At 59.5% G+C, this 25,203-nt stretch carries 23 protein-coding genes; 13 read left to right on the top strand and 10 right to left on the bottom strand.

Annotation, left to right across the window (positions count from 1 at the left end; all coding sequences use genetic code 11):
• Positions 1 to 96: 96 nt before the first annotated feature.
• The 5 genes from ACM6HV_RS14675 to ACM6HV_RS14655 all read right to left on the bottom strand — a co-directional run bounded on the left by ACM6HV_RS14675 (position 97) and on the right by ACM6HV_RS14655 (position 4,419).
• Positions 97 to 1,287 carry a cation:proton antiporter gene (locus ACM6HV_RS14675; protein WP_414904565.1) on the bottom strand — a complete coding sequence of 397 codons (1,191 nt, stop codon included), beginning with the start codon at positions 1,285 to 1,287 and terminating at the stop codon, positions 97 to 99.
• A gap of 115 nt (positions 1,288 to 1,402) precedes the next feature.
• Positions 1,403 to 1,822 (bottom strand): DUF6691 family protein, encoded by a 420-nt coding sequence (locus tag ACM6HV_RS14670; RefSeq protein ID WP_414904564.1) that lies wholly within the window; start codon positions 1,820 to 1,822, stop codon positions 1,403 to 1,405.
• A 2-nt stretch (positions 1,823 to 1,824) separates the two neighbouring features.
• Complete coding sequence (locus ACM6HV_RS14665; protein WP_095669180.1) at positions 1,825 to 2,259, bottom strand: YeeE/YedE family protein; 435 nt, start codon at positions 2,257 to 2,259, stop codon at positions 1,825 to 1,827.
• 41 nt (positions 2,260 to 2,300) lie between these two features.
• On the bottom strand, positions 2,301 to 3,410 hold the full coding sequence (locus ACM6HV_RS14660; protein ID WP_414904563.1) for an ArsO family NAD(P)H-dependent flavin-containing monooxygenase: 1,110 nt from the start codon (positions 3,408 to 3,410) through the stop codon (positions 2,301 to 2,303).
• Positions 3,411 to 3,495: 85 nt separating this feature from the next.
• Positions 3,496 to 4,419, bottom strand: coding sequence for a LysR family transcriptional regulator (locus tag ACM6HV_RS14655; RefSeq protein ID WP_145598243.1), 924 nt, complete (start codon positions 4,417 to 4,419; stop codon positions 3,496 to 3,498).
• Positions 4,420 to 4,620: 201 nt separating this feature from the next.
• On the opposite strand from ACM6HV_RS14655, the gene ACM6HV_RS14650 reads away from it, so the two are divergent.
• Together ACM6HV_RS14650 and ACM6HV_RS14645 are read left to right on the top strand one after the other, a co-directional pair.
• Positions 4,621 to 4,833, top strand: coding sequence for a tautomerase family protein (locus ACM6HV_RS14650; protein WP_121185428.1), 213 nt, complete (start codon positions 4,621 to 4,623; stop codon positions 4,831 to 4,833).
• A 46-nt stretch (positions 4,834 to 4,879) separates the two neighbouring features.
• Positions 4,880 to 5,593, top strand: a complete 714-nt coding sequence (locus ACM6HV_RS14645) for an SDR family NAD(P)-dependent oxidoreductase (RefSeq protein WP_414904562.1) — start codon at positions 4,880 to 4,882, stop codon at positions 5,591 to 5,593.
• A 72-nt stretch (positions 5,594 to 5,665) separates the two neighbouring features.
• Here ACM6HV_RS14645 and ACM6HV_RS14640 read toward each other — a convergent pair whose 3' ends face one another.
• From ACM6HV_RS14640 to ACM6HV_RS14630, 3 genes are all read right to left on the bottom strand, one after another.
• Positions 5,666 to 6,325 (bottom strand): carbonic anhydrase, encoded by a 660-nt coding sequence (locus ACM6HV_RS14640; RefSeq protein WP_041063919.1) that lies wholly within the window; start codon positions 6,323 to 6,325, stop codon positions 5,666 to 5,668.
• Positions 6,326 to 6,617: 292 nt separating this feature from the next.
• Positions 6,618 to 7,133, bottom strand: a complete 516-nt coding sequence (locus tag ACM6HV_RS14635) for a cupin domain-containing protein (protein ID WP_414904561.1) — start codon at positions 7,131 to 7,133, stop codon at positions 6,618 to 6,620.
• A 143-nt stretch (positions 7,134 to 7,276) separates the two neighbouring features.
• Complete coding sequence (locus ACM6HV_RS14630; protein ID WP_041063839.1) at positions 7,277 to 8,173, bottom strand: helix-turn-helix domain-containing protein; 897 nt, start codon at positions 8,171 to 8,173, stop codon at positions 7,277 to 7,279.
• A gap of 161 nt (positions 8,174 to 8,334) precedes the next feature.
• Here ACM6HV_RS14630 and ACM6HV_RS14625 point away from each other — a divergent pair, with 161 nt between their 5' ends.
• The 5 genes from ACM6HV_RS14625 to ACM6HV_RS14605 all read left to right on the top strand — a co-directional run bounded on the left by ACM6HV_RS14625 (position 8,335) and on the right by ACM6HV_RS14605 (position 14,593).
• Positions 8,335 to 9,693, top strand: coding sequence for a glutamine synthetase family protein (locus ACM6HV_RS14625; RefSeq protein WP_041063837.1), 1,359 nt, complete (start codon positions 8,335 to 8,337; stop codon positions 9,691 to 9,693).
• A 158-nt stretch (positions 9,694 to 9,851) separates the two neighbouring features.
• Entirely contained in the window at positions 9,852 to 10,940 is a 1,089-nt protein-coding gene (locus ACM6HV_RS14620) for a polyamine ABC transporter substrate-binding protein (RefSeq protein WP_041063835.1), read from the top strand.
• Positions 10,937 to 12,238, top strand: coding sequence for an NAD(P)/FAD-dependent oxidoreductase (locus ACM6HV_RS14615; RefSeq protein WP_414904560.1), 1,302 nt, complete (start codon positions 10,937 to 10,939; stop codon positions 12,236 to 12,238). The genes ACM6HV_RS14620 and ACM6HV_RS14615 overlap by 4 nt, the downstream gene beginning before the upstream one ends.
• 134 nt (positions 12,239 to 12,372) lie before the next feature.
• Complete coding sequence (locus ACM6HV_RS14610) at positions 12,373 to 14,028, top strand: intermembrane transport protein PqiB (protein ID WP_182401112.1); 1,656 nt, start codon at positions 12,373 to 12,375, stop codon at positions 14,026 to 14,028.
• 16 nt (positions 14,029 to 14,044) lie between these two features.
• Positions 14,045 to 14,593: a membrane integrity-associated transporter subunit PqiC gene (locus tag ACM6HV_RS14605; RefSeq protein ID WP_414904559.1), complete on the top strand. Its 549-nt coding sequence runs from the start codon at positions 14,045 to 14,047 to the stop codon at positions 14,591 to 14,593.
• On the opposite strand, the gene ACM6HV_RS14600 is transcribed toward ACM6HV_RS14605, so the two are convergent.
• On the bottom strand, positions 14,554 to 15,861 hold the full coding sequence (locus tag ACM6HV_RS14600; protein ID WP_414904558.1) for a sensor histidine kinase: 1,308 nt from the start codon (positions 15,859 to 15,861) through the stop codon (positions 14,554 to 14,556). The two genes, ACM6HV_RS14605 and ACM6HV_RS14600, sit on opposite strands and share 40 nt — an antisense overlap.
• Before the next feature lie 314 nt (positions 15,862 to 16,175).
• On the opposite strand from ACM6HV_RS14600, the gene ACM6HV_RS14595 reads away from it, so the two are divergent.
• From ACM6HV_RS14595 to ACM6HV_RS14570, 6 genes are all read left to right on the top strand, one after another.
• A complete protein-coding gene (locus ACM6HV_RS14595) occupies positions 16,176 to 16,856 on the top strand; it encodes a histidine phosphatase family protein (protein ID WP_414904557.1) in 681 nt (226 codons plus the stop codon).
• A gap of 294 nt (positions 16,857 to 17,150) precedes the next feature.
• The gene (arnT, locus tag ACM6HV_RS14590; RefSeq protein WP_414904556.1) at positions 17,151 to 18,872 is read left to right on the top strand and encodes a lipid IV(A) 4-amino-4-deoxy-L-arabinosyltransferase; all 1,722 of its coding nucleotides are present in this window, start codon (positions 17,151 to 17,153) and stop codon (positions 18,870 to 18,872) included.
• The gene (locus ACM6HV_RS14585) at positions 18,869 to 20,386 is read left to right on the top strand and encodes an ArnT family glycosyltransferase (protein ID WP_414904555.1); all 1,518 of its coding nucleotides are present in this window, start codon (positions 18,869 to 18,871) and stop codon (positions 20,384 to 20,386) included. Before arnT ends, ACM6HV_RS14585 begins: the two co-directional genes overlap by 4 nt.
• Before the next feature lie 186 nt (positions 20,387 to 20,572).
• On the top strand, positions 20,573 to 21,586 hold the full coding sequence (locus ACM6HV_RS14580) for an iron ABC transporter substrate-binding protein (protein ID WP_086791197.1): 1,014 nt from the start codon (positions 20,573 to 20,575) through the stop codon (positions 21,584 to 21,586).
• Positions 21,587 to 21,589: 3 nt separating this feature from the next.
• Complete coding sequence (locus ACM6HV_RS14575) at positions 21,590 to 23,185, top strand: ABC transporter permease (RefSeq protein WP_414904759.1); 1,596 nt, start codon at positions 21,590 to 21,592, stop codon at positions 23,183 to 23,185.
• Entirely contained in the window at positions 23,182 to 24,240 is a 1,059-nt protein-coding gene (locus ACM6HV_RS14570) for an ABC transporter ATP-binding protein (RefSeq protein WP_145598086.1), read from the top strand. Before ACM6HV_RS14575 ends, ACM6HV_RS14570 begins: the two co-directional genes overlap by 4 nt.
• Here the strand turns inward: ACM6HV_RS14570 and xerC are convergent, their stop codons facing one another.
• The gene (xerC, locus tag ACM6HV_RS14565; RefSeq protein WP_027611947.1) at positions 24,241 to 25,131 is read right to left on the bottom strand and encodes a tyrosine recombinase XerC; all 891 of its coding nucleotides are present in this window, start codon (positions 25,129 to 25,131) and stop codon (positions 24,241 to 24,243) included.
• Between the last annotated feature and the right edge of the window lie 72 nt (positions 25,132 to 25,203).

The following is a 25,203-nucleotide window of genomic DNA, read 5'->3' as shown; positions in this document are numbered from 1 at the left end:
CCCATATTCTGCTCCGTGAAGGTTTCTCGGACAGACGCTTAGCCATTCGTTGGTCACAACGCTAGCACCGGCACTCAGTGGCATTTCTGACAATTATCAAAGAACACGATTTGCCAGCCGCGAGACCCATGGGTTGGCACTCAAACCATGGAGCAGCACACTCAGTAAAACGGTACAGGCTGCTACAGCCACCAACGTACGACCGACTTGCAGAGGGTAGTCCAGAATCATCACGGCGAAGACAATACTTGCCAGGCCGCGCGGGCCGAACCAGCCGATGAACAGCCGGGTTTCGAAATCGAAGTCGGTCCCTGCCAGACTGATGAGCACAGGCAGTACGCGAACCACGGTCAGGCTGAGCACTGCATACAACCAGATATTCAGCGTGAAACTGCTCCAGGCCCAAGGGATTACCTGCGCGCCAAATACCACCCAGGTAATGACGGAAAGCAGGCTGGCGAACTCTTCACTGGCCTTGAGCAAATCATGCTTTTGTTCAGCAAACAGATAACTGGCGAGCAGGCCGCCAACGAACGCCGCGATAAACCCGCTACCGCCCGATGCTTGCGCGGTGGCAAAGCAAACCAGCGCCAGTCCGGGTAGCGTCAGCTGTGACCACATTGGGGTTTGCCAATGGCGTTTCCCGGCGTAACGCTGCAACAACCAGGCGATCAACGTCAGGGCTACGCCGACGAGCGCGCCAATGCCAAGCTCCTCGGCAACCAGCTCCACCGCCAGCGAGACGGGCGACCGCGTCTGTTCTTCGATCAACAGGGCCAGAAACATCAACAGCACCGGCACGCAGATGCCGTCATTGAGCCCGCTCTCCACGTTCAATCCTTCACGCACCGATGCCGCCACCTTCGGATTGCTCACGACAGCCTTGCCCAGTGCCGCATCCGTGGGCGCCAGAAGAGTCGCCAAGATGGCCAGTTCGATCGGGGGAATCTGCGGAAACAGCCAGATGCCGACCAGCCAGCCACTGAGCATGGTCAGCGGCAGCCCGATCAACAACAAGCGTAGCGGTAATCCTTCGTGGGCTTTCAGGACCTTGAGATCAGCGCTGGCCGCATCGCTGAAGAGCACAATTGCCAAGGTCAGTTCGGCCAGAATCCGGAGACCGTCCTTGTCGATCCGGGGCAGCAGCAGGCCCAGGAATGCCGGGCCAAGAATCAGCCCGGCAAGCATGAACATCAAAGGCCCATTGAGCAGGCGCGACTCGAAACGTCCGGCAAACAGGCTATAGACAAGAAGGAAGGCGGCAAGCAGTGCCAGGTTCTGATACATCGATCACCTGCCTGTCCGGGTTCAGAGAGAAGGGATAAGGCAGGTTTAATTCATTGCTCGTAGCGTCTTCTGATAAAAATCAATGGATGTGAGGATTCCCCAATCAAGTACCTGATCAACGCCTGCGTCGACGCTCCAATAGAGAGAACAGGTACATGCCGGCCAGCATGGCCAACACAAATACGATGATCTGCCCGTGCCCGGTAAGCAGGATAGCGACGGCTGGCCCAGGGCAGATTCCCGCCATCCCCCAACCGATGCCGAACAGCAGGCTGCCGCCAATCAGGCGGGCATCCAGCTCCCGTTTAATCGGTAACTGCATAGGGGCTCCCAACAAGGATTGCTTGTTGTTACGCGCCCAATTCAAGGGGATAACCGCCACGGCGATGGCGCCTCCCATCACCAGAGCAAGTGACGGATCCCAGGCCCCGGCCACATCCAGGAAAGCCAGTACCTTGGCGGGGTTCGCCATGCCTGCCAGGAGCAGCCCAAGGCCGAAGATCAGTCCTGCGAAAAAAGCGCTCAGCTTGATCATTTTCAAGCCCCCACGACATGACGAATGACGTACACCGTTGCAAAACCGGCGAGCATAAAGCACATCGTTGCCGTGATGGATCGGGCGGACAGTCGAGAGATCCCGCAAACCCCATGACCACTTGTGCAGCCAGAGCCGTAACGGGTGCCCACGCCGACGAACAGTCCCGCAATGATCAGCGTCGGCCATTCTGCCTTGATCTCGATCTGCGGCAGTACGGCAAACACTCCCCACAACAGTGGCGCGAGCATCAGGCCAAGAAGAAACAGTGCCTTCTCGCTCCAGCCCTCACTGCCAAATTGCATCACGCTGCCAATCAAGCCACTGATGCCGGCGATGCGACCATTGGCGAGCACGAATACCCCGACCGCCAGGCCTATCAAGGCCCCTCCGCCCAAGGCAGTCCAAGGCGTAAAGTTCAGCCAATCGATGCTCATTTTGTAGCTCCTGCACAGAAGTGCTGATTAAAAGCCAAACATCACCGCGCGTGCCGTGGAGCTGTTGATTCGCTAGCCGGCGTGTTTTGCGTCATTAAAAAACGCTCGATCTCCTCAACGGTACTTCGCGCCGTTCGGGTGACGCCGATCAGTGTCGCGGAAGCGGCACCTGTCCAGTCGCCATACCCCACCAGCCATAAGCGCGGCTCCTTGATCGAACGCGTACCTTCAACGACCACACGTCCATCGGCGGTACACACCCCCAGTGATGCCAGATAACCGAGGGCAGGGCGGAAGCCGGTGCACCAGATCACCACGTCGACCGGCGTTTGCGAGCCATCGGCCCACGTCACCCCGGTTTCGGTGAAGCGCAGGAACGGCCGAACCGCATGGAGCACGCCACGCTCCCGAGCCTCGACGACTGGCGGGACCATCACGATATCGCCCAGGCCTCCGACCGGTTGTTCAATGACGGTCCCGGCGAGCTGGGCTTTCCAGCGTTCGGTGGCGCGCTCGAACAGCACGCGGCCATCGACCTCATCGGCGAGAAATTGTGGCGGCTGCGGAGTAACCCAGGTGGCGTCGGCCACTTTTGAGACTTCAGCGAGGATCTGTGCACCGGAGTTGCCACCGCCCACCACCAGGACTTTTTTCCCCGCAAAAGGCTTCGCATTGACGTAATGGGCCGAATGCAAATGCTGGCCGGTAAAGGTTTCACTGCCGGGGTAATGTGGCAGGTAAGGATGACGCCAGGTGCCGGTCGCACTGACTACTGCACGGGCCAGCCAGCAACGGCCCTGGGCTTTGACCTGAAGTCGATCGCCCTGGCGCTCAACAGCATCGACCCAATAAGGCCGTTCGACAGGAAACTGATAGCGTTGCTCATACTGGCGCAGGTAATCGATCACGTTGTCACGACTGGGATAGCCGTCGGTGACCGGCGGCATCATCCAACCGGCGATGGAGCTCCAGGTCGAAGGTGAAAACAATCGCAGGGAGTCCCAGCCATGCCGCCACGCACCACCCGGTGCGGCTTCGGCATCAATGATCACAAACGAGCGCCCGGTGCGACGCAGGAAGTAAGCCACGGCGAGTGCGGACTGACCGCCGCCAATAATCGCGACATCCACTTCGGTACAGTTGGCAGGCATTGGGAGAGTCCTTGAGGCAGCGCAAGTCAGGCCAGATTAGCGCATCCGAATCGGGCGTTTGTTGATGATCCTCAAATGGCTGTATCTAGATCGCCGCCCAATCGGTTCGGTGCTGCAGCAGGAAATCGACGAAAGCCCGGACCCGCTGAGGAACGTAGCGGCCATGAGGGTAGAGCAGGGTGTAGGGTCGGGAGCGCCCATTATAGGGCTGGAGTACCTCGACGAGGCGCCCATCGGCCAATTCGTTCTCGACAATGAATCGGTAAGTCTGGAACAGGCCAGCGCTGTGTTTGGCCAGAGTGACGCCGCCCAGCACATCGTCCGAGCAGCAATAGCGGCCCTCTGTGAAGATCTCGCGATGTTTGCCGTCGACCTCGAACAGCCATGAGATGCGACGGCCGCTGCTGGGCAGTTCAAATTGAATGCACTCGTGAGCGACAAGGTCATCCAGTGTCATTGGCGTGCCGGCCCTGATCAGGTATTCAGGTGTCGCGACCACGACCAGTTGTGCGTCCTCCAGCAAGCGGGCGATCAGGGTCGAGTCCGGTTGAGCCCGGACCCGAATCGCCAGATCGTAGCCCTCCGCCACAAAGTCGATATTTCGGTTACCCAAATGGATATCCACGCTGACGTCTGGATAAAGCGCCCGAAACTTCGGCAGAAGCGGCAGGATCCGGTGATGCCCATAGGTGGTCGGAAGACTGATGCGCAGCCGTCCTGACGGCGTCGATTGAGCGCCCATGACTTCTTGCTGTGCTTCCACCAGTTGCGTCAGGGCCTGTCGGCATTGTTCATAGAACACCCGGCCCGGTTCAGTCATCCGGATGCTGCGTGTGGTTCTGACGAAGAGGCGTGATCCCAAACGCTCCTCTAGACGCAAAATCGAGCGGCTTACTGCTGCAGGCGTCACACCGGCTACCTGCGCGGCTGCCGTAAAACTGCCCGTTTCCGAGGCCAGGCAAAATAGCTCGATGCTTCCTAGCTGCAGGTCATCAAAATGACGCTTCATATTCATCACACCGAGTATTCGCGAAGTGCCCAAAGCATACCGAAGTCGATGACGCAGTGGCGAGGACCGCGGCTTTTATTCATTACACGGCGTCATAAATGAAATAACCGAGCGCGCATTTATTCATTCAAGGCCAGCTTATAGAGTTCATTCCACTTGCCGTCTCATCATGCCGATGAGACGCGAACTGGAGACTTTCCCGTGCCTTTCATCAACGTTCGTATCACCCGTGACGGCGTTACCAAAGAACAAAAAGCACAGGTGATCGCCGAGATCACCCAAACCATGCAGACGGTGCTCAACAAAGACCCGCACCTGACGCACATCGTGATCGAGGAAGTCGATACCGATAACTGGGGCTACGCAGGAATAACCACGACCGAGTACCGCCAGTCGCTGGTGGAGCCCAGGTAATGCTGAGGCACTTGAAACCGCTTTTTTCAACTATCGAGGCATTATCATGAGCCATTCAAAAAAAGTCGTTGTGGTCACTGGCGCATCTCAGGGGCTGGGCGCGGGCATCGTCGAGGGTTTTCGTAAACTCGGTTATCAAGTGGTGGCGACTTCGCGCTCCATCCAGCCGTCATCGGATCCGGACATCCTGACCGTCGCTGGAGATATCGCCGATCCGGCGACGTCCGAGAAAACCATTCGCGAAGGTGTAGCGCGTTTTGGCCGCATCGACACGTTGGTGAACAACGCCGGGATCTTCCTCGCCAAGCCGTTCACGGCCTATACCCGCGAAGAGTATTTAAATACGGTGGCGACCAACATGGGCAGCTTCTTCCATATGTCGCAGCAGGCGATTGCCCAGATGGAGAAGCAAGGCGAGGGCGGTCATGTGGTCAGCATCACCACATCGCTGGTCGATCACGCCATCGAGGGCGTGCCATCGGTGCTGGCGTCGCTGACCAAAGGTGGGATGAACGCCGCGACCAAATCCCTGGCGATCGAGTACGCCAAGCGCGGCATCCGCGTTAACGCGGTCTCGCCGGGCATCATCAAGACCCCGATGCATGGCGAGGAAAGCCACGCCGCACTGGGCCGCCTGCATCCGGTCGGCCACATGGGCGACGTGCAAGACATCGTCGCAGCGGTGTTGTATCTGGACAGCGCTCACTTCGTCACGGGCGAAATCCTGCACGTCGATGGCGGCCAAAGCGCCGGTCACTGATGGAGACGGCGGTCTGGCCAACCAGGCGACCGGCAATCTGAAGCAAGAAGCCGCCATCGGCGGCTTCTCCCATCACATTTGGGGGGCGTTGCGAGCAGCGATCGCGACGGTGGTCGGCGAATCCGCAAGTGGGACGAATTGCCGTGTCGCGCCATCAAGTGCATCGATGCATCCGGCTTCGATGTCGTAAACCCAGCCGTGCAGATTCAGCCGCCCTTGCTCAAGCGCGAGGGCCACTGATGGATGCGTACGCAGATTCGCCAGTTGCGCGATCACGTTTTCACGCACAAGGCCATCGAGCTTGGCGCCGGGCGTGTCGAACTCATGCGCCGCATTAATCGCTTTCGCGGCGTCCGCGTGACGGAGCCAGTTAGCAACCGCTGGCAGGTGGTCCAGACAAGTGCAGCGCGAGATCGCGCCCATCGCGCCGCAGTCCGAATGGCCGCAGATCACGATGTCCTGGACGCCCAGCACCGCGACCGCATATTCGACAGTGGCCGAAACGCCGCCGGGCTCGGGGCCGTAAGACGGCACAATATTGCCGGCGTTACGAATCACGAACAGTTCGCCCGGTTCACGCTGCGTAAGGAGTTCCGGCACAACACGACTGTCCGAGCAGGTGACAAACAGCGCCTTGGGATTTTGTGCCGTCGCGAGCTGCTTGAACAGCTCGACACGCTGCGGATAAACCTCGCGCTGAAAGCGCAGAAAGCCGTCAATGATGTCACGCATGAAGTTCTCCAAACCCGATTAACAGATGGGGGCACCAGCACTCGATATGCTGTCGCGCCGCGGTGGCCGGTATTATCGCAAACGTTGCGCGTGTTAGCTGTAGTTGACTTGATGTCTGCAATCTACAGGCATTGGTGCAGGAGGGACGTAACGTAATACCTTGTTTAACATAATATACATTACACGTAACAAGATGTTTCCGAATCAGCCCGGTTGCACGCCACGTTCAATCCAGAGGCTTACCTGAAACCGCATTTTCCAAAACCTCGGTCTGGCCTGAAATTTGTGAGCCTCAATCAGCAGACCGCGTCAGCTTTTCTATCAACATCCGATGCTGTGGAAATTGCGCAGTCAGTCTGCGTCTGTCACCCATCTCCATGTCCGCGAAATCAAATCCCGGCGACACGGTTTCACTGATCAAACCAAACCCGTGTTCACCCTCAAGCAGTCGCGATGCTTTCCAGATGCCACCAGGCACGTGCATTTGCAAAAGCTGTCCCGCCAGAATATCGCTACCCATTACCAATGTTTGAAGCGAACCGTCACCTGAGATCATGCTGTACTCGATAGGATCGCCCAGATGGTAGAAATGCAGGATGTCCGATTGATTGAAATGAAACTGGCCCACCGGCGAATCTTCCGTCAGCAAGTAATAGATCGACGTCACCAGGTAACGTGGGCCACCGGTGGTTTGCAGCATGGCGCGATGATCTGCTTGAAAAGTCCTGCGAAAATAGCCGCCTTCGACATGAGGCTGCAGATCCAGTGCAGCAATCACGTCCACGCTCTTTGTTTTCCATCGATTCATGGCCTGCTCCATTGATTGAAAGGCAGATAGGCTGATAGCTCTACTAAACGGCTATTTAGTGGAGTTAACTGTATTTCGACGAATATCGAAGACAATTCCCTCTACTTCGACGATCTAACGCAAACCCACGTCAGGGACGCTCGCTAGCGCTTCAGCGTCTCGCTCGGCAGCTCTTTGAACAGCGCCCGATAACTGTTGGAAAACCGCCCCAGATGCCAAAACGACCAGTTCATCGCCACTTCGGCCACGGTGGTTTCCGTGGGCCGGCGATTGAGTAATTCGCGGTGTGCACTGTTAAGCCGGCGCAGGCGCAGCCAGTGGCTCGGGGTCATGCCGGTGTAGGCCTTGAACGCCTGCTGTAATTGACGCAACGGCACCCCTGCCACCTTCGAAAGCTCAAGCAGATTAACAGTCTCTTCCGGCGAATCCGCTGCCCATTCCCCTACTCGCTTCATGATCGTCCGCTCTTCAGTACGACGCTGCAAACCGCCTCGATCAAGACGGGTGTGAGCGTTGTCGAGAATGAACAGACAGTCTTCGAGCAGCTGCTGAGTCAATGAGTTTTTATCAAACGGATCAACAGCTTGCGACAACTTCGTGAGCGTTGAGCTTAACCAGCGACTGAACAAGGCGTTCTGCCCGCAGTTAAGCGGCGCCATGAACAGTCCCTCGAGTTTCGCCACATCCAGACCGTGTTCCCGGACGAATTGCGGGCCGAACACCACGGCGATTTCCTGGTAGTTCTCCGGGGTGATCCAAATGTTGCGGCTGTCTTCGTTAAGCAGGTACAGCGCGTTGTCACTGCGATCAAAACAGAACGCCAAGGCACCCGATGGCGCACTGAATGCCTGCTCGACGCGGGTGTTCATCTGTTCTTCGTAGACCTGCACACCTTCCAGATCCAGATAGCGGATCTGCCCGGCGAAATGCCCGGGCGACATCTGCTGGTAATGCTGGACCCAACCCGGTGTGGCGCGGATTTGTTCGGTGACATCAGCGGTATTAAACGCCTGAACCTGAAGCGGATTACACGTTGTCATGGGAGACCTTGCGCACTCTTTTGGTGCACTTTGGTGCTGCTTAAAGTGGATAGATGGAACTACAAGGCACGCCCAAGATAGTCGTCAACGCGCCACAGGGGAAGGGGCGGAAGATGAAACCCGCCCTCCCCGGCGTCTATAAAACCAATAACGAGGTCTTTATGAATGCCCCTTTCGATCAGCTGTTCACATGGCTGAAAGATCACAAGATTACCGAAGTTGAATGTGTGGTCAGCGACCTGACCGGCATTGCCCGCGGCAAGATCGCACCGACCAACAAGTTCCTGCATGAGCGAGGCATGCGCCTGCCGGAAAGTGTGCTGCTGCAAACGGTAACCGGGGATTTTGTCGACGACGACATCTACTACGACCTGCTCGACCCGGCCGACATCGACATGGTCTGCAAACCGGTGAGCGACGCCGTGTATGTGATTCCATGGGCCATCGAGCCGACCGCCATCGTCATCCACGACACCTTCGACAAGTTCGGCAATCCAATCGAACTGTCGCCGCGCAACGTGCTGAAAAAAGTCCTGCAGCTGTACACCGACAAGGGCTGGAAGCCGATCGTTGCACCGGAAATGGAGTTCTACCTGACCCAGCGCTGCGAAGATCCGGACCTGCCACTCAAGGCACCACTGGGGCGTTCGGGCCGTGCCGAAAGCGGTCGTCAGTCGTTTTCCATCGATGCCGCCAACGAGTTCGATCCATTGTTCGAAGACGTCTACGACTGGTGCGAGCTGCAAGGCCTGGATCTGGACACGCTGATCCACGAAGACGGCCCGGCGCAGATGGAAATCAACTTCCGTCACGGCGACGCCCTAGATCTGGCCGATCAGATCACCGTGTTCAAACGCACCCTGCGGGAAGCGGCGCTCAAGCACAACGTCACCGCTACGTTCATGGCCAAACCGATTGGCGATGAACCCGGCAGTGCCATGCACCTGCACCAGAGCGTGGTGGAAATCGCCACGGGCAAGCCGATTTTCGCTGATGCCGACGGCAAGATGAGCGACTTGTTCCGCCATCACATCGGCGGCCTGCAAAAGTACATTCCGAAAGTGCTGCCGATGTTTGCGCCCAACGTGAACTCGTTCCGCCGCTTCCTGCCGGACACCTCGGCACCGGTCAACGTTGAGTGGGGCGAAGAAAACCGCACTGTCGGTTTGCGTGTACCAACCTCCGGGCCGGAAGCCATGCGTGTGGAAAACCGTTTGCCGGGCGCCGACGCCAACCCGTATCTGGCGATCGCCGCGAGCCTGCTGTGTGGCTATATCGGCATGGTCGAAGGCATCGAACCGAGTGCCGCCGTCGAAGGCCGCGCCTACGAACGCCGTAACCTGCGCCTGCCGATCACCATCGAAGACGCGCTGACGCAAATGGAAGAATGCGACACCGTTGCGCGTTACCTGGGCAACAAGTTTGTGCGCGGCTACGTCGCGGTCAAACGCGCCGAGCATGAAAACTTCAAGCGCGTGATCAGCTCCTGGGAGCGCGAGTTCCTGCTGCTGAGCGTCTGATCCACGCCATAAATGCCCTGTGGGAGCGAGCCTGCTCGCGAAGGCGTCAGCACCGTCACCATCAATGTTGCCTGACCCACCGCTTTCGCGAGCAGGCTCGCTCCCACATGGATTAGCGAACCACCTGAAAAATCCAAAAAATTCGAAGAGGTGTCGATATGCGTCTATTGAAATCCATGGTTCCCGCCGCACTGGCGCTGTTGTGCAGCACCGCAGCCCTGGCCCAACCCCAGGTCAGCGTCTACAACTGGACCGACTACATCGGTGAAACCACCCTCGCCGACTTCCAGGCCAAGACCGGGATCAAGGTGATCTACGACGTGTTCGACTCCAACGAAACCCTGGAAGGCAAACTCCTCGCCGGTCGCACCGGCTACGACGTGGTGGTGCCGTCCAACCACTTTCTCGCCCGTCAGGTAAAAGCCGGCGCGTTCCTCAAACTGGATCGCGAGCAGCTACCGAACTGGAAGAATCTCGACCCGAAATTGCTCGAATTGCTCGAAAAGAACGACCCGGGCAACCAGCACTCGGTACCGTACCTGTGGGGCACCAACGGCATCGGCTACAACGTCGACAAGGTCAAGGCTGTGCTCGGCATCGATCACATCGATTCCTGGGCCGTGCTGTTCGAGCCGGAGAACCTGAAGAAGCTCACCCAGTGTGGCGTGTCGATGATGGACTCGGCGGACGAAGTGTTCCCGGCGATCCTCAACTACATGGGCATGGACCCACGCAGCGAGAACCCGGAAGACTACAAAAAAGCCGAAGCCAAACTGCTGAGCATCCGCCCGTACATCACTTACTTCCATTCCTCGAAATACGTTTCCGATCTGGCCAATGGCGACATCTGCGTAGCCTTCGGTTACTCCGGCGACGTGTTCCAGGCGGCCAACCGCGCCAAGGAAGCCAAGAACGGGGTGAACATCGCCTATGCGATTCCGAAAGAAGGCGCCAACCTGTGGTTCGATCTGCTGGCGATCCCGGCCGACGCCAGCAATACCAAGGAAGCCCACGCCTTCATCAATTACCTGCTTGATCCGCAAGTGATTGCCAAGGTCAGCGCTTCGGTCGGTTACGCCAACCCGAACCCGGCCGCCAAGCAGTACATGGACCAGGCGCTGGTGAACAATCCCGAGGTCTACCCGTCCCAGGCAGTGCTGGACAAGCTCTACATCTCCTCTACCCCGCCCCAGTCGATCATGCGTCTGATGACCCGGTCCTGGAGCAAAGTGAAGTCGAACAAATGAATCAGTACACGCAAGAACACGCCCGCTCCTATTACGCGGCTTCGGCCCGGGCCAGTACGCCCTGGCCGGCACTCGACGGTGACCTCACCGCCGATGTCTGCGTGATCGGCGGCGGCTTCACCGGGGTCAACACCGCGATTGAACTGGCGCAGCGCGGGCTGTCGGTGGTGTTGATCGAAGCCCGGCGCATCGGCTGGGGCGCCAGCGGGCGCAACGGCGGCCAGTTGATTCGCGGCATCGGTCACGAGGTCGAAGGCTTTGCCCGTTACGTCGGCAACGACGGCGTGCGTTATCTGCAACGCGCCGGTATCGACTCCGTGGAACTGGTGCGCCAGCGCATCACCGAGCATGCCATCGAGTGTGACCTGCGTTGGGGATTCTGCGAACTGGCCAACACCCCGGCGCAATTCGCGGCGTTCAAGGACGAACAAGTCAGCCTCGACGAACTCGGCTACCGCCATGAAACCAAGCTGGTCGGCCCCGAGCAAATCCGCCAGCAAGTGGTCAACGCCAATGTCTATGCTGGCGGTCTGATCGACATGGGCTCCGGTCATCTGCACCCGCTAGATCTGGTGCAGGGCGAAGCGCGTCTGGCGGCGTCCCTCGGTGTACGCATTTTCGAGCAGAGCCCGGTCCAGCAGATCATCCACGGCGAAACGGTTGAAGTGCGCTGCGCCACCGGCAGCGTCCGCGCCGGCAGTCTGGTGCTCGGTTGCAACGCGCATCTGGATGAACTCGAGCAGCAACTCAGCGGGAAGGTCCTGCCCGCCGGCAGTTACATCATCGCCACCGAGCCGCTGTCCGAAGCACGCGCCGCGCAATTGATCCCGCACAACCTTGCGTTGTGCGACCAGAAAGTCGGCCTCGACTATTACCGGCTCTCGGCGGACCGACGCCTGCTGTTTGGCGGCGCCTGTCACTATTCCGGTCGCGATCCGGCGGACATCGCCGCCTACATGCGCCCGAAAATGCTCAAGGTCTTCCCGCAACTGGCGGACGTGCGCATCGACTATCAATGGGGCGGCAAGATTGGCATTACCGCCAACCGTTTTCCGCAGGTCGGGCGGCTCAAGCAACAGCCGAACGTGTTCTACGCTCAGGGTTATTCCGGTCACGGTCTGAATGTCACGCATTGGTGCGCCAAGCTGCTGGGCGAGGCCATTCACGCCGGCCACAGTCAGGGCATGGACGTGTTCAGCGCGGTACCGCACATGACCTTCCCCGGCGGCCCGGCCTTGCGCTCACCGCTGCTGGCATTGGGCATGTTCTGGTATCGCCTGCGCGAAATCCTCGGCTAACGCGCGCCCCTGCGGCAGCGCCTGCACAAATCCGCATCAGCCCGTGAATTTGCTCTATCGCCAAGCACTTCTATATTGATGAAGTGCTTTTGCGTTCCTGACGCTCAGCATCCACAAAACCGAGGAGGACATGGATGAAGTCGTCAGCCGCCGATGAACCACGAGCACCGGGCCACGCGCCGATCAAGACCCGGCGTTTCAGCATCTCCCTGGTGTGGATCGTCCCGGTCGTCGCGGTGCTGGTCGGCATATCGCTGGTGGTGCACAACCTTATGCAGGAAGGCCCGACCATCGTCGTCAACTTCAAGACCGGCAGCGGCCTGGTTGCCAACAAGACCGAGGTCAAATATCGCAGTGTGGTGATCGGTCAGGTGACGGATGTCGAATTGAGCGGCGATCAGAAGAGCGTCGATGCCACGATCAAACTGGCCAAACAGGCCGAAACCTTCACCCGCGAAGACTCGCAGTTCTGGGTCGTGCGCCCACGCATCGGTGCCGGCGGCGTTTCGGGCATCGATACCTTGCTCTCCGGCGACTATATCGGCGCCGACATCGGTCAGGCCAACAACCGCGCCAAGCATTTCAAGGGGCTGGAGAATCCGCCGCCGATCACTTACGGCGAACCGGGCAAGCGCTTCATGCTGCATGCCTCGGATCTCGGCTCGCTGGATATCGGTTCCCCGGTTTACTACCGCAAGATTCCGGTGGGCCAGGTCGTGACCTACACCCTCAATCCCGAGGGCAAAGGCGTGGACATCGAAGTGTTCATTCACGCACCGAACGACGCGTTCGTTACCGAAAATACCCGCTTCTGGAACGCCAGCGGCATCGACATCAATGTCGGCGCCAACGGTTTTGCGGTGAAGACCGAATCGCTGTCCACTATGCTGGTCGGCGGCATTGCCTTCCGCGCGCCGGATTACAGCCCCAACGACGTTGCCGCCGCCGACGACAAGGACTTCGAACTGTTCGCCGATCAACAGACCGCCCTCGCCCCGCCCAACGGCAAGGCGCAATACATGGTGTTGCGTTTCGAGCAGTCGTTACGCGGGCTCAAGGTCGATGCGCCCGTCGAGTTTCTCGGCATGGAGATTGGCCGGGTCGTTGGAATCAACCTCGACTTCGACGCGAAAAAACGCACTTTCCCGCTTAACGTCGGGATCGTCATTTACCCGCAGCGCCTCGGCCAGGCTTACAAAAAGATGCTGACCGAATTCAAGCACGATCCCAACGACGAAGCGGCCGGTATTCGTCTGCTCGGCACCTTCGTCGACAACGGTCTGCGCGCTCAGGCCCGCAGCGGCAACCTGCTGACCGGGCAGCTGTATATCGCGCTGGATTTCTTCCCGAAAGCCGAGAAAGTTGCATTCGACGCAACGGCCCGACCGGTCGCCTTGCCCACCGTGCCCGGCAGCCTCGAACAGTTGCAGGAAAAACTCGAAGCGGTGGTCGACAAGCTCAACAAACTGCCGGTCGAGCGGATTGCCGGCAACCTCGACAGCAACCTCGTCGAGCTGCGCAAAGGTCTGCAACAGTTCAATGCGAAAACCCTGCCGGGCGTGCAAACCACACTGGCCGACGTCAGCAAGACCTTGCAGTCCGCCAGTTCGACCCTGGCCGAGGATTCACCGCAGCGCGAGAAACTCACCGAGACCCTCGACGAACTCGGGCGCATGTCGCGTTCGCTGCGTGAGCTGTCGGACTATCTCGGTCGCCATCCGGAATCGCTGATTCGCGGTCGTCCCGACAACGCAGCGCCGCTGGATCTGAAAGGACCGCCACGCAATTGAGCCCAGGAGCTATCCCATGGCTGTACCGCTGAAGATCACCGTGCTCGCTGCGTTCATGCTCCTTGGTGCCTGCCGCAGCGAGCCGATAAACTTTCACACCTTGACGCCGGTGGAGCTGTCGGCGTCCCGGGCCGGGGCGCAGATTCCGATCGAGGGGATCAGCGTGCCGCCGCAAGTCGACCGCCCGCAAATCGTCATTCGTCAGGGCAACAATGGCCTGGCGATTCTGGAAACCCAATGGTGGGGAGCGAGTCTGGCGGATGAATTGCGCAGTGCCTTGAGCGATCAACTGAGCAATACCGGCAGTCGCGGCAATGTTTCGGTGCGTATCGATGTGCAGCGTTTCGACTCGATTCCCGGACAATACGGGCTGATCGACGTCAAATGGCGCCTGCGCCCGAGCGGTGCGGCGGACAACGCTCTGCTGACCTGCCATTCAACCTTGCAAACACCCTCCGGCCCGAGCATCGACGAACTGGTGGCCGCGCAACAGAACAACGTCAAACGCCTGGCAACCCTGATCAATCAGGCGGCGGGCAACGCTCGCTGCCCGTCAGCCTCCTGAGCCGCCGACAGCGTGACCGTGAAACGGCAGCCATTGGGCTCGCGAGTAACCAACTGAACCTGCCAGCGTTGATGGCTGCAGATCCGCTGCACCAGCGACAACCCCAGCCCAAGGCCTTCACCGCGCTGTTCGTCACCGCGCACGAATGGCTGGAACATCGCGTGACGTTTTTCTTCCGGAATACCGATGCCGCTGTCCTCGACCACAAAACTGTCGTTGAGCAGGGTCAACCGGACAAAGCCCTGATCGGTGTAGTGCCAGGCATTGCGCAGCAGATTGCCCATGACCGACTGCAGGAACGTCAGGTCATAACGCGCACTGCCAGCCAGTTGCGGCTCGTAGATAAACTCCAGACCCTTTTCGCCAATCAATCGCCCCCAGATTTCTACCTGGGCGTCGGCGATAGATTTGAGTGTGCAAGTGGATTCGGTGCCAAGCGCTTCCGGCTTGCGCGCCAGCATCAAGAAGGTCTCAACCAGTTGGCGCATTTCTGCGCTGGCCCGGGCGATGCGTTTGACCTGTTGGGTGGAGCGCGAATCCAGCGAGGGGTTGGCCAGCAACAGCTCGCAGGAACTGGCCAGAATCATCAGCGGTGTGCGCAATTCATGGCTCACGTCACTGGTGAAAAGCTTTTCCCGGTTCAGGGTTTCGCGTAACCGGCCGAGTGTCTGGTCGAAAGACAGCGCCAGCGCCCCAACCTCATCATCGGCGTAATCCGGATGCAGCGCCGGCGCCAGCGCGATCAACTGGTCACGATGACGCACCTGCCCCGCCAGGCGAATCACCGGCGCCATGACCTGCCGCGCCAGCAGCCTGCCGAGCGCGACCGCCAGCATGACGCTGAGGATGAACCCGACTATCACCACCACGAACAGCAGGTGTTCACGTTGTTCGAAGCTTTCCTGATTGCGCAACAGCACATATTTACGGCCGCCGACCGCCTCGACCATCGCATAGAAGTCGTCGCCGTTGAACGATATCTCCTGAAACCCTACGTCCAGCCCTGCCAGTTGTGGCGTCAGCGCCATGGGTCCGGGACCGTTTTCGAAAAAAAACAGCTCACTCTTTTCCGGCTCGTGACGCCATTGGTTGATGTCGTCCATCGCCAACAAGCGGCGCAGTCCGCCGCTGAGGGCGGTCATGGTCAACTTGTGCTCGACGACATGTACCGTGGCCACAATGCCCATTGCAAAGACACCGGCAACCACCGCGCTCATCAAGGCGAACACAATCACAATCCGATTGGCGAGGCTTTGCTTGAGGTCCATCCGGTTGCTTGACTCCAGTGCTGATGTCGGGGACTGCAAGCAGCTGCGTCACGACGTTATCCAGAGTCGCAGCTTCGCCTCGACTGGCGCTGTTGTTAAGTGGCCCTAATAAACAAAACGAGTATTTGAGTTTATTTATCAAATAGACTTTTCCGTTAATGCCTGCGCCGCTCTCGCAAATTTTTCACATGTTCTTCACTGCACCGCCACGACTCTGAACGTAGTGTTCAGCAGCCATTCAAGTAGACCACCGTAAAGTAACTAACCTCCTGGAGCTTACGTTGCACTGTGCGTGTACTGAGTGGAACTCGGGAATGACAAGGGGCAACGTCGTGGTTGAATTAGTACACGTACAATCAGCGTCTAAACGATGGGTTCTGTCTCGTCCGCGCACTTGGGCAATCATTGCTGTCGGTTTGCTGTTGATTACACTGATTTGCGGCTTCGTCTGGGTCCAACGCTCGCCCGCCAACCTGCGCTACGCCAGTGCATCGGCGACCCAGGAATGGGTGAAGGCCTGGCAGGCCGGTGAGGTCATCGCACTGGTCCGTCATACTGAGCGTTGCGACCGATCGGCCAATACTTGTCTGGGGCCGGCAGACGGTATCACCCAGGCTGGCAGCATTGCTGCAGCCGAGGTAGGCCGTGGCTTTACGCAACTGGGCCTGGAAAAGACCCAGTTCTTCAGCAGCCCGCTGACGCGCACCCTGCAAACCGCGCATTACATGCTCGGCCACGATGCCGTGGCTGCGGAATGGCTGGAAACCTGTGGCCCGACGATGCGCAATGAAGTGGTGGCACACAAGACCGCAGGACAGAACATGATCCTGGTGACCCACAGCGGCTGCATCGCCGATTTCGAACGGCAAACCGGTTACCCACGCGCGGTCGCCGCCGAATATGGCAGCACGGTTTTAGCCCGGATAGATGCGCAAGGCCAACTTGAAGTAATCGGCATCATGAACCCAGAAGGCTGGCAACGATTGGCCAAGTAATCATCAGACTTGATCAAGTAAAAACGCTCGGGCAATGCTCTGGCACAGACTAATTAGCATTTATGAAATTGTAATAAGAAATTTTTTTCACTTTAAAAAACTGGAAATATTTCATTTTAAAGCTTGGCTGTTCGAGGAGAACTTAACGCTGGAAGCAGACCCGTTCTCTGAATACAGGACACGCCCTTCGGGCGTGCTCGCCTCTGCATTCATTCAACCCAGTGCCGCGCCTGCAACGGATATCGCCAGGCGCAACACTGAAACGCACACTTTGTACTGCACCAAGGTCCAGTCATGACGTCTGAGAACAAACCGTTGCGCCATGCAGCGTTGAATTTGCCGCGCCTCCAGCAGAGCACCCTGATCGAACGCTGTGCGATACCCGGGCTGGTGCTGGCGTTCGTGGTGTTTTATCTGCTGCCGCTGATGACCCACGGCCTGTGGATTCCCGATGAAACCCGCTATGGGCAGATCAGCCAGGAAATGCTGCAGAGCGGCAACTGGGTGGCGCCGCACTTCATGGGCATTCGCTATTTCGAAAAACCGATTGCCGGCTACTGGATGATTGCCATCGGCCAAGCCATTTTCGGTGAAAACCTGTTTGGCGTACGCATCGCCTCGGCGCTTAGCACGGGCGTGAGCGTCTGGCTGGCCTATCTGCTGGCCCGTCGCCTGTGGAACAACCCGCGCATCAGTGCCGCTTGTGCCCTTCTTTATATGAGCTTCGGCCTGATCGCCGGGCAAGCCGGCTATGCCAACCTCGATCCGCAATTCACCTTGTGGGTCAACCTCAGCCTGGTGGCGATCTGGTTTGCCATCGACAGCAATACCCCGCGCGCGCGTCTGGGCGGCTGGGCATTGCTGGGATTCGCTTGTGGCATGGGCCTGATGACCAAAGGTTTCCTCGCCCTGATGCTGCCGGTGCTGATCGCCCTGCCCTACATGATCTGGCAGCGACGCTTTGGCGAACTGGTGCGTTATGGTCTGGTCGCCGTTGCGGTGGCCGCGCTGGTCAGCGTGCCATGGGCACTGGCCGTGCATTACCGTGAACCGGATTTCTGGCGATTCTTCTTCTGGCACGAACACATCCGCCGCTTCGCCGCCGGTGAAGACGCACAGCACGCACGACCATGGTGGTTCTACCTGCCGTTGCTGTTTGCTTCTACCTTGCCTTGGGCCCTGCTGTTGCCTTCGACGCTGCTGCGCACCTGGCGCGAAAAGCGCGATCCGAAAATCGCCTTCCTCGCCTTGTGGTTCCTGCTGCCGCTGGCATTTTTCAGCGCGAGCAGCGGCAAACTGCCGACCTACATCATGCCGTGCCTGCTGCCGTTGGCCTTGTTGATGGGCTATACGGTAATGAATTGGATAGCCGACCAGAACGGGCGCGTCTTGCGCATCAACGGTGTGGTCAACGTAGTGCTGGCCATTGCAGCGCTGGTCGCACTGATCTACCTGCAAGCGACCCGTGAAATTTACGAACACACCGAAATGTTCAGCCTGTCGCTGGGTTATATCGTGTTGCTCGGCTGGCTCATTGCCGGCGCGCTGCAAACCGTGCGCCCACTGACATTGTGGGCGATGCCGGCGCTGGGCATCGGCTTGCTCGTCGCACTGCTGCCTGCCGCGATGCCGGCGACCATCGTCAACAGCAAGATGCCGGATCAGTTCATTGCCGAACATCAGCAGGAACTGAGCCAGACCCGTTCGTTGCTGAGTAACGACCTGGGAGCCGCTTCTGCGTTGTCATGGCGCTTGCGTCGCCCGCAAGTCGACCTGTTCAACACCGTTGGCGAGCTCAGGTACGGCCTCGATGACCCGGCCATGGCGTCACGCAAGGTCAGCCTCGACGGTGTAGGCGAGTGGATGACCGAAGCGCGCAAAAAAGGCTCGGTGGGTGTGGTGATGCGCGTCAACAGCACCTCAGACGAACAACAACTTGAGCTGCTGCCGATCGATGGTCAGCACTTCCGGCGCGGCAACCTGGAAATCTTCATTTTTGCCCAGAGCAAACCATGACCGCAGACAAAAAAGATCGGGGCGCGTTGCTGCTTCTGCTCGCCGCCACTGCCCTGCTGTTACTGCTCGGTCTGGGCAGTCGTGAGCTGTGGGGGGCGGAAACCCGCTGGGCCAACATCGCCTTGCAGATGTTGCAAAGCGGCGACTATTTCGATCCCTATCTCAAGGGCAGCCCTTATTACGACAAGCCGCTGCTGTCGTACTGGCTGATCACCGCCACCTCGTGGTTCACGGGTGGGCTGGGGCACTGGTCGTTACGCCTGTCCTCGGTGATTTCCGCGTGGTTCAGCGTGTGGCTGGTGTACCTCATCGGCGAGCAACTGTTTCGCAAAGGCACCGGACTGATTGCCGGATGGATGCTGGCGACCACGTTCTACTTCGTGTTCTGGGCGCGAGTCGCCACTGCCGACATTCTCACCGTCTGCGGTGTGCTTGCCGCGGTCTGGTGGTACTGGCGCGGCCCGGATGACACCCGGTTCTGGCGCTACGTAGTGTTCTTCGGCCTGCTGTCGCTGACCTCGCTGTTCAAAGGCCTGATCGGTTTCATCCTGCCGGGGCTGGTGCTGCTGCCGCACCTGCTCAGCCAGCACCGCTGGAAACGTCACCTGAACCTGCGACTGTTCGCGGCGATATTGATTGCCGGGGCGTTTTACATGACGCCGTTCGTGCTCTCGCACTTCTACGGCGCGCCCAACTACGAACAAAGTGGCCTGGGGCTGGTGCTGCGTGAAAACGTTGTGCGGTTTTTCCAGCCGTTCGATCAGTTCGGGCCGATTTACACCTACTTGATCTACCTGCCGGTCTACACCCTGCCCTGGGCGCCGTGCTGGTTGATCGCCTTGTGGGTGGCCGCGCGCAACTGGAAGCACATCGAACCGGATACCCGCTGGCTGATTCAAGGGCTAGCGTTGCTGATGCTGTTCTTCACCGCCAGTGGTAGTCGCCGCAGCTATTACGTCTTGCCGCTGGTGCCCTTCGCGCAACTGCTGGGTGCCTGGTGGGTAACCCGACGCATGGCCGCTCGCCACAGCGAAGGCCGTGGGCTGAAGATCGGTTTCGCTGTCACCACCGTGTTGCTTGCCGCGATATTGGGTGTGCTTTACCCGTGGACCAACAGCGGCGGCGGTGTCATCCGCTTCGGCGAACAGGTTCGCGAGCAGGCCAGTCAGCAGGCACCGTTGAATCAATGGCGCATGGTGATGGTCGAGGTCGACAACAAAGTGCCGATGTACCTGCAAACCGGTGGTGCACCGTTCTACTACGTGCCGGAAACGATCCAGGACTTTCCGCACAATGGCGACACAGCAACGCTGATCGCCTGGCTGGAACGCACCAGCGGAGAACGGTGGGACCCGCAACGCACGATTTTCGTGGCGCAATACCGTTCCGGTGACGCCGTGCCACTCGATGCATTGAAGGCTGACCATCAGGTCATTACCACCACGCCCACCCGTGGCGAGCAGGTCTTTCACGGGCGGGAAGACCAGAGCGTGGCTTACATCCCCCACTCCTGAGCGATGACGTTAAGACAAAAGTAGAGAGTCGCGGTAAATTTGAATGGCAATGACAACTATTAACGGCTTCTTTGACGTTTTTTTCTCATTTGCCACCCTACATTGCCGCGACTCGACACTTGCAAATCGTTCGCATTGTTTCCTGCGAGGGTTTGCTCATAACGTCTGAAAATAGGAGCTGCCCGAATGAATCCACGCTTTCCATCCTTCTTCAAGCGCGCATTGCTGGCCACCGCGTTGCTCGGCACCGGGCATGCTGTTGCCGCCGACTCGGTGGGTCTGGTGGTTTACAACGCGCAGCATGAAACGCTGACCAAGGCCTGGGTGGCCGGTTTCACCGAGGAAACCGGGATCCCGGTGACCATTCGCAACGGCGATGACACCGAAATGGGCAACCAGCTCGTGCAGGAAGGCGCCGCCTCGCCGGCAGACGTATTCCTCACCGAGAACTCCCCGGCGATGGTGCTGGTGGACAACGCCAAACTGTTTACCCCGCTGGCGCCCGCGACCCTTGAGCAAGTCGACGCTGCCTACCGTCCGGCCCACGGCAATTGGGTCGGCATCGCTGCCCGTTCCACCGTGTTCGTCTACAACCCGAACAAGCTGACTGAAAAAGACCTGCCCAAATCCCTGCTCGACCTCGCCACCCCAGCCTGGAAAGGCCGATGGGCCGCCTCCCCGGCTGGCGCGGACTTCCAGGCGATCGTCGCCGCCGTCCTGCAACAGAAAGGCGAAGCCGCCACGCTGGAATGGCTCAAGGGCATGAAGACCAACGCCACGATCTATCGCGGCAACAGCGCGGTGCTCAAAGCGGTGAACGCCGGGCAGATCGACAGCGGCGTGATTTACCACTATTACAGCTTCGTCGATCAATCCAAGACCGGCGAGAACAGCAAAAACACCCAGTTGTACTACTTCAAACATCAGGATCCGGGCGCGTTCGTCAGCACCTCCGGCGCTGGCGTGCTGGCATCGAGCAAGCATCAGGATGAAGCGCAGAAGTTCGTCAAATACATCACCAGCAAGGAAGGTCAGGAAGTGCTCGAAACCGGCACCTCCTTCGAATACGCCGTGGGTAAAGACGCGCCGTCCAATCCGAAGCTGACCCCGCTGAAAACCCTCGATGCGCCGAAAGTCGATGCGTCGACCCTCGACAGCAAAAAAGCCGTCGAGCTGATGACCCAGGCCGGGTTGCTCTAAGTGATGCCCAAAACCTTGCCTGCACCGGCCGTGGTGACGGCCCCCGCCAACCTCCTCCACCCGCCCCGCACGCTGGCCGGGTGCGGCAGTTCGTGGGTGGTGAGCTCGGCGGTGCTGGTGTCGTTGCTGTCACTGCTGCCGATTGCCTTCGTGATCGGCGTGGCGTGGTACACCGGTTGGGCGACCCTCGAAGCCCTGGTGTTTCGCCCGCGGGTCGGCGAGTTGCTGATCAACACCGTGCTGCTGGTGCTGATCACCTTGCCGCTGTGCATTGTGCTCGGGACAACCCTGGCCTGGCTGACCGAACGCAGCAATCTGCCCGGCCGGCGTCTGTGGTCGCTGCTGGCGGTTGCGCCACTGGCCGTGCCGGCATTCGTCCACAGTTATGCGTGGGTCAGTTTGATTCCGTCGATCCATGGTCTGCCGGCCGGCGTGCTGGTGTCGGTGATCGCCTATTTCCCGTTTCTGTATTTGCCGATTGCCGCGACCTTGCGCCGTCTCGATCCGGCGATTGAAGATGTCGCTCAGTCCCTCGGGCTGAAGCCGTGGGCGGTGTTTTTCCGGGTGGTGTTGCCGCAACTGCGGCTGGCCATCTGCGGTGGAGCCTTGTTGGTCGGCCTGCATTTGCTGGCCGAATACGGCTTGTACGCGATGATCCGTTTCGACACGTTCACCACGGCGATCTTCGATCAGTTCAAATCGACCTTCAACGGCCCGGCCGCCAACATGCTCGCTGGCGTTCTGGCGCTGTGCTGTCTGGCGATGCTCACGGCGGAATCCGCTGCTCGTGGCCAGGCGCGTTATGCGCGGGTCGGTTCCGGCAGCGCCCGGGATCAGCGCAGCGTGCAACTGGGGCGCGGCGCGACCACCTTGGCGCTGCTGCTGCAAACGCTGACGTGCCTGTTGGCACTTGGTGTGCCGTTGCTCACGCTGGGCCGCTGGCTGCTGGCCGGTGGCGTGCAGGTCTGGGAAGGTGACGAGTTGCTGCCGGCGCTGCTGCAGACCTTGTCTTACGGAGTGGCCGGCGCATTGCTGACCAGTCTCGCGGCGATTCCCATTGCGTGGCTGTCGATCCGCTCTCCGGGCAAGCTCCAGCGCTTGCTGGAAGGCTGCAACTACATCACCAGTTCGCTGCCCGGCATTGTCGTTGCTTTGGCGCTGGTCACCGTGACCATTCATTTCGCCCGGCCGATCTACCAGACCACCATCACGGTGCTCTTGGCCTATCTGCTGATGTTCCTGCCGCGGGCGCTGGTCAGTCTGCGCGCCGGTTTCGCGCAAGCCCCGGTCGAGCTGGAAAACATCGCACAAAGCCTTGGCCGCTCGCCGTTGCGCGCATTGTGGCTGATCACTGTGCGCCTGGCGGCCCCCGGCGCGGCGGCAGGTGCGGCGCTGGTGTTCCTGGCAATCACCAATGAGCTGACCGCAACCCTGCTGCTCGCGCCCAACGGCACGCGCACCCTCGCTACCGGTTTCTGGGCGATGACCAGCGAAATCGATTACGCCGCCGCAGCGCCTTACGCGTTTTTGATGATCCTGCTTTCACTGCCGCTGACGGCCATTCTCTATCACCAATCCAGGCGTACCGCTGGCCGATGAACGCTCTCGAACTGCACAACCTCAGTAAAACCTTCGGCGCGCAAAAGGCGCTCGACGACGTCAGCCTCAACGTACCGACCGGCAGCCGCACGGTGATCGTCGGCCCCTCCGGTTCCGGCAAAACCACGCTGTTGCGGATGATCGCCGGGTTCGAATTCCCCGACAGCGGCAGCCTTACGCTCAACGGCCAGACGCTGGTCGATCGCAGCCACGCAGTGCCGGCCTATCAACGGCAGATCGGCTACGTGCCGCAGGACGGTGCGTTGTTCCCGCACATGACGGTGGCGGCGAACATCGGCTTCGGCCTGGCCCTGACCGGTGCGGCCCGCACCCAGCGCATCCTTGAGTTGATGGACAGCGTGGCGCTCGACGCCAACATGGCCCACCGTTGGCCGCATGAGCTGTCGGGCGGCCAGCAACAGCGGGTCTCGCTGGCCCGCGCTCTGGCGCAACAACCACGACTGATGCTGCTGGATGAGCCGTTCTCCGCCCTCGACACCGGTTTGCGCAGTGCCATGCGCAAAATGGTCGCGCGCCTGCTCGAAGACGCCGGCGTCACCACCATTCTGGTGACCCACGATCAGAGCGAGGCGTTGTCGTTTGCCGATCAATTGGCCGTGATGCGCAGTGGCCGGCTGGTGCAGTCCGGGCATCCGATGGATCTCTACCGCTATCCGGAGGATGAACAGACCGCGCACTTTCTCGGCGAAGCGGTGGTCCTGCCCGCGCAGATCGAGGCGGGTTGGGCGCATTGCGATCTGGGTCAGGTGGCGGTGAACAGCAACGGTTTCAGTGGCGCCGCGCAAATCATGCTGCGCCCCGAACAACTGCAGATCGCCGAGGTGGCCTCTGACAGTCACGGCTGCCACGCGCGGGTCACCGACCGTGATTTTGCCGGCAACACCTGCACTTTGACGGTTGAACTGAGTTCATCCGCGACTCAGGATCCGGCCCGTTCGATTCTGGTGCGCAGCACCGGTATGCACGCACCGCCCGCCGGCAGCGCGGTGCAGTTGTCGGTGCTCGGTGCGGCGCATGTGTTTGGCCTGAACTGATCAGAGATCGAAGCGATCCACCGCCCGCCGCCGCTCGTTGTCATCGCGCACATCGTAGTTGGCGGTGGTCTGGATGTTGCTGTGATGCGCCAGTTTCTGCGCAATCGACAGGTCGTGCTCCTCGATCACCCGAGTGATGAACGAGCGACGGAAGTCGTGGGGCATGATCTTCACTCCGACCTGCGTGCCGCGCTGACGGGCAATGTAGTAGATCGCATGCTTGGTGATCCGCTCGCGGGTGATGTGGCTGCCACGGCGAATACGGTTGAACAGGAAGGCATCGTCGCTCTCGCCTTCCTTGAGCTGCGAGCGGCGCAGTTCGAGCCATGCATCAAGCTTGCTGAAAGCCCATGCCGGCGCGTACTTGATCAACTGCTTGTTGCCCTTGGCGGTGACGCACAGGCTGCGCTCGCTGAAGTCGACCTGATTCAGGTCCAGGTCCACCGATTCCGACTTGCGCATGCCGGTGCCGTACAGCAACGCGATGATTGCCGCATCACGCAGGCCCTGCGGGCGCGGGTCGGCGGCGCAGACTTCCATCAATTCGTGAATCAGCGTGCGCTTGAGATTGCGCCCCTGGGACAACCGTGTGCCGGCAATGCCCTTGACCGAGCGCATCTTCAGAAGATGTTCCTGGCTGATCAGGCTCATGCGCCAGGCCTCGTTCATCACCCCGCGCACCGCATTCACATACAACGAAGAAGTATTGGGTGCGTAGTTGTCTGCACGTAATGCCGCGACCAGTGCGACCACATCTTCCGGTTGCAAGGCGTGCCAGGGAATCTCTTCGACATTCATGTCTTCAAAGCCCAGGCGATCGGCCGCATCTTGCAGCACGTAACGCATGGTCAATTGGCTGGAGGGCGCCAAACGCGCGAGGTACAGGCTCATCGGGTTGGTTTTTGGAGCGTCGGGGGTTGCAGCAACTAAATCAATCAAACGTTAAACCTTGAGTAAAAAATG

This window comes from Pseudomonas sp. IT-P260 (genome assembly GCF_949768395.1).
In the GTDB taxonomy this organism is placed as follows: domain Bacteria; phylum Pseudomonadota; class Gammaproteobacteria; order Pseudomonadales; family Pseudomonadaceae; genus Aquipseudomonas; species Aquipseudomonas parakoreensis.
This window is presented reverse-complemented; position numbering and strand designations above follow the sequence as displayed.

Coding starts and splice junctions, on each gene's coding strand:
- ACM6HV_RS14600 (WP_414904558.1), bottom strand. CDS start 15,861: ATGGACCTCAAGCAAAGCCTCGCCAATCGGATTGTGATTGTGTTCGCC.
- ACM6HV_RS14645 (WP_414904562.1), top strand. CDS start 4,880: ATGAGCCATTCAAAAAAAGTCGTTGTGGTCACTGGCGCATCTCAGGGG.
- xerC (WP_027611947.1), bottom strand. CDS start 25,131: ATGAGCCTGTACCTCGCGCGTTTGGCGCCCTCCAGCCAATTGACCATG.
- ACM6HV_RS14655 (WP_145598243.1), bottom strand. CDS start 4,419: ATGAAGCGTCATTTTGATGACCTGCAGCTAGGAAGCATCGAGCTATTT.
- ACM6HV_RS14585 (WP_414904555.1), top strand. CDS start 18,869: ATGACCGCAGACAAAAAAGATCGGGGCGCGTTGCTGCTTCTGCTCGCC.
- ACM6HV_RS14575 (WP_414904759.1), top strand. CDS start 21,590: ATGCCCAAAACCTTGCCTGCACCGGCCGTGGTGACGGCCCCCGCCAAC.
- ACM6HV_RS14630 (WP_041063839.1), bottom strand. CDS start 8,173: ATGACAACGTGTAATCCGCTTCAGGTTCAGGCGTTTAATACCGCTGAT.
- ACM6HV_RS14605 (WP_414904559.1), top strand. CDS start 14,045: ATGGCTGTACCGCTGAAGATCACCGTGCTCGCTGCGTTCATGCTCCTT.
- ACM6HV_RS14620 (WP_041063835.1), top strand. CDS start 9,852: ATGCGTCTATTGAAATCCATGGTTCCCGCCGCACTGGCGCTGTTGTGC.
- ACM6HV_RS14580 (WP_086791197.1), top strand. CDS start 20,573: ATGAATCCACGCTTTCCATCCTTCTTCAAGCGCGCATTGCTGGCCACC.
- arnT (WP_414904556.1), top strand. CDS start 17,151: ATGACGTCTGAGAACAAACCGTTGCGCCATGCAGCGTTGAATTTGCCG.
- ACM6HV_RS14660 (WP_414904563.1), bottom strand. CDS start 3,410: ATGCCTGCCAACTGTACCGAAGTGGATGTCGCGATTATTGGCGGCGGT.
- ACM6HV_RS14595 (WP_414904557.1), top strand. CDS start 16,176: ATGACAAGGGGCAACGTCGTGGTTGAATTAGTACACGTACAATCAGCG.
- ACM6HV_RS14635 (WP_414904561.1), bottom strand. CDS start 7,133: ATGAATCGATGGAAAACAAAGAGCGTGGACGTGATTGCTGCACTGGAT.
- ACM6HV_RS14570 (WP_145598086.1), top strand. CDS start 23,182: ATGAACGCTCTCGAACTGCACAACCTCAGTAAAACCTTCGGCGCGCAA.
- ACM6HV_RS14615 (WP_414904560.1), top strand. CDS start 10,937: ATGAATCAGTACACGCAAGAACACGCCCGCTCCTATTACGCGGCTTCG.
- ACM6HV_RS14640 (WP_041063919.1), bottom strand. CDS start 6,325: ATGCGTGACATCATTGACGGCTTTCTGCGCTTTCAGCGCGAGGTTTAT.
- ACM6HV_RS14665 (WP_095669180.1), bottom strand. CDS start 2,259: ATGAGCATCGATTGGCTGAACTTTACGCCTTGGACTGCCTTGGGCGGA.
- ACM6HV_RS14670 (WP_414904564.1), bottom strand. CDS start 1,822: ATGATCAAGCTGAGCGCTTTTTTCGCAGGACTGATCTTCGGCCTTGGG.
- ACM6HV_RS14625 (WP_041063837.1), top strand. CDS start 8,335: ATGAATGCCCCTTTCGATCAGCTGTTCACATGGCTGAAAGATCACAAG.
- ACM6HV_RS14675 (WP_414904565.1), bottom strand. CDS start 1,287: ATGTATCAGAACCTGGCACTGCTTGCCGCCTTCCTTCTTGTCTATAGC.
- ACM6HV_RS14610 (WP_182401112.1), top strand. CDS start 12,373: ATGAAGTCGTCAGCCGCCGATGAACCACGAGCACCGGGCCACGCGCCG.